The sequence below is a fragment of the Streptomyces sp. NPDC005794 genome, from assembly GCF_042871445.1.
GTDB lineage: Bacteria > Actinomycetota > Actinomycetes > Streptomycetales > Streptomycetaceae > Streptomyces.
Genome location: NZ_JBIAIN010000013.1, coordinates 243,224 through 251,061 on the forward strand (window position 1 = coordinate 243,224; position 7,838 = coordinate 251,061).

Sequence of the window (7,838 nt, forward strand, 5' to 3'; positions counted from 1 at the left end):
TGGGCGGGACTCTAGCGCGGGGCGCCGGAATCCGGCAGGCTCGCCCGGGAACCCCCGTTGCCCCCAGGCTTCCACCCCGTGGGGCCTTGGCCAGTAATCTCAGCGCCCATGGAGCAGAGGCATCTCGGCCGTACCGGCCTTCGCGTGTCCCGGATCGGGCTGGGCACCCTCACCTGGGGCCGGGACACCGACGAACACGACGCAGCCGGCCAGCTCAAGGCCTTCTGGGACGTGGGCGGCACCCTCGTCGACACCGCCGACGTGTACGGCGCCGGGGAGGCGGAATACCTGCTGGGGCGTCTCCTGGACAGCCTGGTGCCACGGCAGGATCTGGTCATCGCGACCAAGGCGGGCAGCGTGCCCGATCCCTACCGTCGCTTCGACGGCTCGCGTGGGCATCTGCTCGCCGCGCTCGACGCGTCCCTGCGACGGCTCGGGACGGACTACGTCGATCTGTGGCAGATCCACGCCTTCGACCCTGTGACACCGCTGGACGAGACCCTGCAGGCGGTGGACCTGGCCGTGTCGTCGGGGCGCGTCAGATATGCCGGAGTGTCCAACTTCAGCGGCTGGCAGCTGGCCAAGGCGGCCACGTGGCAGCTCGCCGCGCCCGGGCAGCGCAGCCGGCTGGCCAGTACGCAGATGGAGTACTCCCTGCTGCAGCGGGGCGTCGAGCGGGAGGTGCTGCCGGCCGCGCTGGATCTCGGGGTGGGGCTGCTGCCGTCGTCCCCGCTCGGTCGCGGGGTGCTGACCGGCAAGTACCGCACCGGCACCCCGTCCGACTCGCGTGGCGCCTCCGAGCACCTGGCTCCGTTCGTCGAGCCGTACCTCGACGAGGCGGCGAGCAGGATCGTGGACGCGGTGGCCACGGCTGCCGACGGCCTCGCCACGACGCCCCTCCAGATCGCGCTCGCCTGGGTTCGGGACCGGCCGGGGGTGGTGGCTCCGGTCGTCGGGGCGCGCAACGCGCAGCAGCTGACCGAGGCTTTGTCAGTGGAGGCGCTTAGTCTTCCTGACGAGATCTGCCAGGCGCTCGACGATGTGTCGGCGCCCGTGCACCGCTATCCCGACCAGGACTGGAGCACGCTGTGACTGCGCATCCCCGGGGAGAAGCCCCGGACCCCGCGGCCGAGGACCACGAGTCCGGCGAGGACGCCGGCCACCGGGCCGCCGACACACCCGGCACGTCCGACGAGGGCGCCGCCGGGAGAGCGGACGGGGCGGACGACGGTGCGGAGGGCGCGCAGGACCTGGAGCAGGCCCCCGACGCCCCCGCGGCACCCGCGCTGTCGGAGGCCGAGGCGGAGCTGGCCGCACAGCGCGAGCTGCGCGAGCGGATCGAGCAGCGCAAGGCCGAGAAGGAAGGACCCATCCCGGCCGGTACGAAGCTGAGCGGTCCGGCCGCGGATCTGCTCGCGGCGGTCCGCGCGGTGGAGAGCGGCGAGAAGCCGGGCGCCGCCTTCTTCGACTCCCCCGCGTCGCAGCCGGCTCCCCGCCGGGCGGCCCCTGCCGCCCCGGCCGCACACGGCCGTTCCTCCCGGGCCCCCGAGCAGCCGGAGCCTCGGGCCGCGTCCCCCGAGGCCGCGGCCTCGGTCGCGGCTGTGCTCGCCGAAGGCGGGGCACCCGAGGCCCTGGCACGCCCGACGGCGGCGACGCTCGGCGAAGGGGCGGCCGGGATCCTGCGGGAAGACCCGTGGCAACTGCTGTCCGTGCCCGGGGTACGGCCCGAGCAGGCGGACGGCTTCGCGCGGGCGCTGCTGGGCGCGGAGTGCGGTCCCGACGACGAGCGGCGTACGGCGGCCCTGGTGGGCTGGCTGCTGGAGCGGGCCGCCCTGCGGGGCCACACCGCGCAGGACGCCGAAGAGGTGCGCACCGCGCTGGCCGCGTTCTCGGTGGCCGATCCCGGGGAGGCCGTCCAGCACGCCGTCGCCGAGGGCGTCGTGCTGGTCTTCCAGGACGACGCCGACGCCACGGAGCCGGAGCAGACCGACGAGGCCGACGAGACGTCCGAGGGCGAGGCGCGGGCCGACGACGAGCCGGTGCGGGTCCTGCTCGGGCTCGACCGGTACGCCCTGGCCGAGGAGGCCCTCGCCGACGGTCTGGCCCGGCTGGTCAACTCCTGCGAGAAGGGCGCCGACTGGACGGACGCCGCTGCCGCCGCCCCGACCCCTTCGGCGGGCGAGCTGATCCGGGCGGCCGCGACCGCGGGCCTGGTGGCCCACAGCGGCGGCGAGGCCGCCCGGGCCGAACCCGCCGCGCTCATCGCCGCCGCGCACGGCCTCGGTCTCCGGGCCCTGGGCACCGCCCACAGCGCGGACGGCCGGCACAGGCTGGCGGACGCCGTCGGTGATCCGGGGTCCGCCGTCACGCTCTCCGCCCTGCTCTCCGGCGAGGGCGGGCCCGGCCGGGACGCGGACGGCGCGTTCGCTCTCGACGTGCTGGTCGTGCTGGACGCCCCTCAGCTCGACGTGGAGACGGCCGCGATGCTGGTGGAGTCCCTCGCCGACGGGACACGGCTGATCCTGAGCGGAGACCCGGGAGTGCTCGGATCGGCCGGTGCCGGCCGGGTGTTCGCCGATGTGATCGCGGCGCGCGCCTGCCCGCACGTGGTCTCGCGCACACCCGACCCCGGGCCGATCGGCGAGCTGGTCTCCGGCATCGGCATCGGAGAGCTCACCCAGGTCGAGGCCCCCGGCAGGGAAGTGGTGATCGTGCCCGTCCGGGACGCGGGGGAGGCCGTCCACCGCACGGTGCAGCTGGTGGCCGACTCGGTGCCGCGCGCCATCGGCGTAGCCTCCTCCGACACCCAGGTGATCACGGTCGGGCACGGCGGCTCGGCGGGCACGAAGGCGCTGAACGCGGCGCTCAAGCAGCGGCTCAATCCGGGGCCGGGACGGTTCGGTGGTTTCGACCCCGGTGATCGCGTGGTCCATGTCCCCGCCCCCGGCAGGGCGGTGCCCGGCTCGGTCGTTTCGGCCGACGAGGAGGGCCTGCACCTGGACTGTGCGGGCACCCCCGTCGTCGTACCGCCGGACCGGGTGGAGACCTCGGTACGCCACAGCTGGGCGCTCAGCGCCCACCAGGCGGCCGGGATGCGCTGGCCCGCCGCTGTCGTCGTACTGCCCGGGGACGCCGCGCAGGGGCTCAGCAGGCCCTGGGTGTACACGGCTTTCAGCCGTGGGGAGCAGCACCTCTCCGTGGTGCACGGCGTGGACCAGGCCCTGCCCCGCGCGGTGGCCGAGGTCCCGGCCCAGGAGCGGACGACCCGGCTGCGCCCGCTGCTGGAGGCGCTGCCCACTCCGGACGCCTCGTAGGCCCCCGGAGTGTCCGACGGCCACGGTGCGCTGCGCGCCGGGGGCCGTCGGACGGTGGGATCAGGAGTGGTCCGGGACGTCGTCGTCCGCGTCCTCGTCCAGTTCGTCCTCGTCGAAGACCGAGCTGACGTCGAAGCGGCAGACCACCATGGCGGGATCCGCCTCGTCGAACGGTGCCCCCAGCCACTCCCCCGGCGCGGGAAGCTCCTCCGCGGCGGAGACCCAGAGCGTGGAGTCCCCCTCCTCCAGGCCGAACTCCTTGTGCCGGGAAGCGATTTCGTCCGCCTCGTACTCGCCGAACACCACCCCCAGCGCGGCGTGCACACCGGCGCCGGCGGTCGGCAGGGCGTCGCCCTCGTGCCCGTCGGGATCGAGGTCGGCGAGCCGCTGTGCCTGGGCGAGCAGTCGCGCGGGCTCCGCCACCGCGTAGTCGCGCCTGATCAGCACGCTGACGGCGTGCGGCTCCTCCGGTCCCGCGTAGGGCGGGAGGGAGTCCTCCGCGGAAGGGATCTCGAAGGGGGTGACCTCGTCGTAGCGGTCGTAGAGCAGTTCGTCGTAGACCTCGGCCGCAGCGGCCAGTGCGTTGAACGCGTCGTAGACAGCGGGGTCGTCGTCCCCGGTACGGCGCTCGACTGCCTGGAGGTGGCGGTCGAGCGCGGTTTTGACTGCATCGGCGGCGGCGCGTACCTCGGCAGCGGTGGGCTGCGCAGCATCAGACATAGGACAGACGCTATCCGTACCAGGGGTCTGCCCGCACAATAGATGCGATGCCGGAATACGAATTCATCGACGTGTACGTGCCGCGCGGGGTGTCCCGCAAGGAGGCGGCCCGACTGCTGACCGACCATGCCGAGTACGGGCACTGGGAGTTGGACCGGCTGACGCTGCGCCGTGACGGCAGCCGCCGGGTGCGGCTGCGCCGCCGCATCATCCGCCAGCTCCGGCCCACCTGGTAGCAGCGAGCGGGCTCCGCGCACGCGGAACCCGCTCGTCACACCGGATGTCGCGATACCGCTATGCGGCGCTCCGCGAACGTCGGTACAGAACCGTGCCCGCGCCGGCGAGCAGCAGGCCCGCGCTCGCCGGGATGAGCAGATCGAGCCCGCCCCCACCGGTGTGCGCGAGCTGCTCGCCCGCCACGAGCTGGGTCTCGGGAACCGGAGGCGCGTCCGGCGTGGCCGGCTTCTCCGGTGTGTGCGGCGTCTGCGGCGTGTGCGGCGTCTGCGGCACGACGGGAGGCGGGGCCGTCTCCGCGTCGTTCTCGCAGTCGTTGCCGAAGACCGGGTTGAGCAGTCCGCCGATGGTCACGCTGTTGCCGCAGAGATTCACCGGGATCTCGACCGGTGCCTGCACCTGGTTGCCGGAGAGGATCCCGGGGGAACCGGTCGTCTCCGCCTGGGCCGAGGTCCCGGACCCACGGTGCCGGCCCGTCCCCGCCCCGTTGTCGTACACGTCCTCGTGCCCGGACGCCTGGCTCCCGGAGCCGTGTCCGGACGAGGAACCGCCGTCCGAGGTGTACGCGTGATCGGCATCCGAAGATCCGTTTCCGCAGTCGTTTCCACTCGTGGGATTGAGCAGACCGCCGACGTCCACGGAGTTTCCGCACACGTTGACGGGTACGTCGATCGGGACCTGGATCGAATTTCCCGAGAGCACGCCCGGTGAATTCGACGCGCCGCCGGCCGCACCCGCGTCGGCGTGCGCGTAACCGCCACCGAGCGCGAGCACGCCGCCCGCCGCCGCCATGGTGATCAGGCCTTTGCGTGTGACCTGTCGCATAGGTTGTCTTCCTGCCTTCTGCCTACCGAAATGCCCCGGACACAGCCGTGCGCGGGACCGAACGCCCATCGGCCCCGGAGTGCATGGCGCGCACTCCGGGGCCGACCGGACTCACACCCTCACGGGTTGACGCGCATCGTCACGCGTTGACGCAGGTGTTGCCGAAGGCGGGGTTCAGCAGCCCGACCACAGAAACCGTGTTGCCGCAGACGTTCACCGGAACGTGGACCGGTACCTGAACGACGTTGCCCGAGAGCACGCCGGGGCTGCCGATGGCGGCACCCTGGGCACCGGCGTCAGCGGAAGCCATACCCGCACCCGCGAGCACGAGACCACCGGTAGCAGCCGCGATAGCGACGACCTTCTTGATCATTATTCCTCCTGTTGAATAAGTGCGGTCCCAGCCGCGGACCGCATCACGTGTAACGAGGAGGGAGTGACGTGGCTACGAGCGAGCAGCCCCATTCACCCTTTCCGGTGAGGTGCGTACAAGCTGGCGAATTCGGTCGGGGCGCGGTCAGGAGTGGTCGATGAACCGGTCGAGCACCCGGGCACCGAACTTCAGGCCGTCCACCGGAACCCGCTCGTCCACACCGTGGAACATGCCCGCGAAGTCCAGCTCCGGCGGCAGCTTCAGCGGGGCGAAGCCGAAGCAGCGGATGCCCAGGTCGTCGAAGGACTTCGCGTCGGTACCGCCCGACAGCATGTAGGGCACGGCACGGGCGATCGGGTCCTCGGCCTTGAGCGCGAGCTGGATCGCGTCCACCAGGGAGCCGTCGAAGCCGGTCTCCAGCGCCTTGTCGCCGTGCACGTCCTCGCGCTTCACCCGCGGCCCGAGGATCCGGTCGAGGTCGGCCAGGAACTCTTCCTCGTAACCGGGCAGGAAGCGCCCGTCCACGTGCGCGGTGGCCTGTCCGGGGATCACGTTCACCTTGTAGCCGGCACCGAGCATGGTGGGGGCGGCGGAGTTCCGCAGGGTGGCGCCGACCATCTTGGCGATCCCGCCGAGCTTGGCGAGCGTCGCGTCCATGTCCTCCGGGTCGAGCGGTGTGCCCAGCGCGTCGGACAGCTCGTCCAGGAAGGACCGCACGGTCTTGGTCACCCTGACCGGCCACTTGTGCCGTCCGAGCCGGCCGACCGCCTCGCAGAGCTCGGTGATGGCGTTGTCGTCGTTGGTCATCGACCCGTGCCCGGCGGTGCCGTCCACGGTGAGCCGCATCCAGTGCATGCCCTTCTGCGCGGTCTCCACCAGGTAGAGCCGCAGGTTCTCGTTGACGGTGAACGAGAAGCCGCCGACCTCGCCGATCGCCTCGGTGACGCCGTCGAACAGGTCCCGGTGGTGGTCGACGAGGTGGCGGGCCCCGTACGTGCCACCCGCCTCCTCGTCGGCGAGGAAGGCCAGCACGATGTCGCGCGGGGGCTTGCGGCCGCTGCGCATGCGGTCACGTACGACCGCGAGGGTCATCGCGTCCATGTCCTTCATGTCGACCGCGCCACGGCCCCATACGCACCCGTCCGCGATCTCCCCGGAGAACGGATCGTGCGTCCAGTCCGCCGCGTTGGCCGGCACGACGTCGGTGTGCCCGTGGATCAGCAGCGCCGGCTTGGACGGGTCCTCGCCCTCGATCCGGGCCACGGTGGAGGCACGGCCCTTGTGGGACTCGATGATCCTCGGCTCCAGCCCGACCTCGGCGAGCTTCTCGGCGATGTACTCGGCGGCGGCCCGCTCCCCGGGGCCCGAGTGGTCGCCGTAGTTGCTGGTGTCGATCCGGATCAGGTCACGACAGAGGTCCACGACCTCATTCTCGGCGGTCTCGCCGATGCCTGCCCGGGCCGTGTTGGTCTCGCTCACGCTGCTTCCTTCCACTGTCGCGGTGGTGCTTCCTCTCATCCTCGCGCGCCGGCTCCGCACACCCAAGGCCGCCCGGCTCTCGGCATGCGTCTTTCACATGCCCAGGCGCGTGATCGAGCACCCCCGAATGTTTGCTATGGTTTTCCACGTCGGAAGGGGCGAGGCCCCGGAAGACACACCCGGTCCGGGTGGCGGAATGGCAGACGCGCTAGCTTGAGGTGCTAGTGCCCTTTATCGGGCGTGGGGGTTCAAGTCCCCCCTCGGACACCAGCAGAAACCCCAGTCCTTCTGGGGTTTTTCTGTTTTCCCGGACTGTGGCGTGACCATCCGCCGAGCGATCCCCGGGTCGGGGTGAAACCGCAGGCTGTCGGGCACGGCTGTCGGCGGCGGTCAGGGCGGTGGCGGTGACCGCGTGTCCGGTGAAGGCGACGCAGCACTCCAGGCCACCGGACAGTGCAGGCACTGCCGTCACGCCGCCGTCGCACGGCGGGATACGGCGGTGGCAGGCTCGATGAAGCGAGTCAGAAGAGGGTGCGGCTCAGTCATGGACGGGCACCTGCCCGGTGAGGAAGTCCAGCAGGACGGTGTTGAGGCGTCCGGGCTGCCCGGCGCCGGGCAGATGCCCGGCCTCCTCGATGACGGCCGGAGTGGCGTGGGGGACGAGGCGCTGGATCGCCTCGGCGTCCGCGACGGGGGTGCAGACGTCGGTACCCCGCAGGGTCATGGCGGTCATCCAGGGCACCCTGACTCCATGATCGGCGGGGTGGCAGAAGCTTTTCCTCCGGCCGGGAAGCGAGACCCCCAGGTCGATCCGGGTCCTGGCGTCCGCCGCCTGTGCGTTCACGACCTTGACGACGAGGTCGCCGGTGGCGTCGTCCCGGGTGACCACCTGC

The 7,838-nt window shown here is 72.1% G+C and carries 8 protein-coding genes and 1 tRNA gene; 4 read left to right on the forward strand and 5 right to left on the reverse strand.

What is annotated here, in order from left to right:
* The first annotated feature begins 108 nt into the window (after positions 1-108).
* Complete coding sequence (locus ACFYQ5_RS22455; RefSeq protein WP_389199761.1) at positions 109-1,092, forward strand: aldo/keto reductase; 984 nt, start codon at positions 109-111, stop codon at positions 1,090-1,092.
* The gene (locus ACFYQ5_RS22460) at positions 1,089-3,314 is read left to right on the forward strand and encodes a helix-hairpin-helix domain-containing protein (RefSeq protein ID WP_389199763.1); all 2,226 of its coding nucleotides are present in this window, start codon (positions 1,089-1,091) and stop codon (positions 3,312-3,314) included. Before ACFYQ5_RS22455 ends, ACFYQ5_RS22460 begins: the two co-directional genes overlap by 4 nt.
* Before the next feature lie 60 nt (positions 3,315-3,374).
* On the opposite strand, the gene ACFYQ5_RS22465 is transcribed toward ACFYQ5_RS22460, so the two are convergent.
* A complete protein-coding gene (locus ACFYQ5_RS22465) occupies positions 3,375-4,034 on the reverse strand; it encodes a hypothetical protein (RefSeq protein WP_389199765.1) in 660 nt (219 codons plus the stop codon).
* A gap of 47 nt (positions 4,035-4,081) precedes the next feature.
* On the opposite strand from ACFYQ5_RS22465, the gene ACFYQ5_RS22470 reads away from it, so the two are divergent.
* Complete coding sequence (locus ACFYQ5_RS22470) at positions 4,082-4,270, forward strand: DUF5703 family protein (RefSeq protein WP_053930948.1); 189 nt, start codon at positions 4,082-4,084, stop codon at positions 4,268-4,270.
* Positions 4,271-4,328: 58 nt separating this feature from the next.
* Here ACFYQ5_RS22470 and ACFYQ5_RS22475 read toward each other — a convergent pair whose 3' ends face one another.
* The 3 genes from ACFYQ5_RS22475 to ACFYQ5_RS22485 form a co-directional block, all read right to left on the reverse strand.
* Positions 4,329-5,093: a chaplin family protein gene (locus ACFYQ5_RS22475; protein ID WP_389199767.1), complete on the reverse strand. Its 765-nt coding sequence runs from the start codon at positions 5,091-5,093 to the stop codon at positions 4,329-4,331.
* A 139-nt stretch (positions 5,094-5,232) separates the two neighbouring features.
* Positions 5,233-5,466, reverse strand: a complete 234-nt coding sequence (gene chpH / locus ACFYQ5_RS22480) for a chaplin ChpH (RefSeq protein WP_389199768.1) — start codon at positions 5,464-5,466, stop codon at positions 5,233-5,235.
* A 144-nt stretch (positions 5,467-5,610) separates the two neighbouring features.
* Positions 5,611-6,945 (reverse strand): M20/M25/M40 family metallo-hydrolase, encoded by a 1,335-nt coding sequence (locus tag ACFYQ5_RS22485; protein ID WP_389199770.1) that lies wholly within the window; start codon positions 6,943-6,945, stop codon positions 5,611-5,613.
* 182 nt (positions 6,946-7,127) lie between these two features.
* On the opposite strand from ACFYQ5_RS22485, the gene ACFYQ5_RS22490 reads away from it, so the two are divergent.
* Positions 7,128-7,215, forward strand: a tRNA-Leu gene (locus ACFYQ5_RS22490).
* 268 nt (positions 7,216-7,483) lie between these two features.
* On the opposite strand, the gene ACFYQ5_RS22495 is transcribed toward ACFYQ5_RS22490, so the two are convergent.
* Positions 7,484-7,838, reverse strand: a 355-nt coding sequence (locus ACFYQ5_RS22495) for an alpha/beta fold hydrolase (RefSeq protein WP_389199772.1), incomplete at its 5' end; no start/stop codon positions are given.

Excerpts from the sequence above, each read along its gene's own strand:
- ACFYQ5_RS22455 (WP_389199761.1), top strand. The coding sequence starts at position 109 with ATGGAGCAGAGGCATCTCGGCCGTACCGGCCTTCGCGTGTCCCGGATC.
- ACFYQ5_RS22465 (WP_389199765.1), bottom strand. The coding sequence starts at position 4,034 with ATGTCTGATGCTGCGCAGCCCACCGCTGCCGAGGTACGCGCCGCCGCC.
- ACFYQ5_RS22470 (WP_053930948.1), top strand. The coding sequence starts at position 4,082 with ATGCCGGAATACGAATTCATCGACGTGTACGTGCCGCGCGGGGTGTCC.
- ACFYQ5_RS22475 (WP_389199767.1), bottom strand. The coding sequence starts at position 5,093 with ATGCGACAGGTCACACGCAAAGGCCTGATCACCATGGCGGCGGCGGGC.
- chpH (WP_389199768.1), bottom strand. The coding sequence starts at position 5,466 with ATGATCAAGAAGGTCGTCGCTATCGCGGCTGCTACCGGTGGTCTCGTG.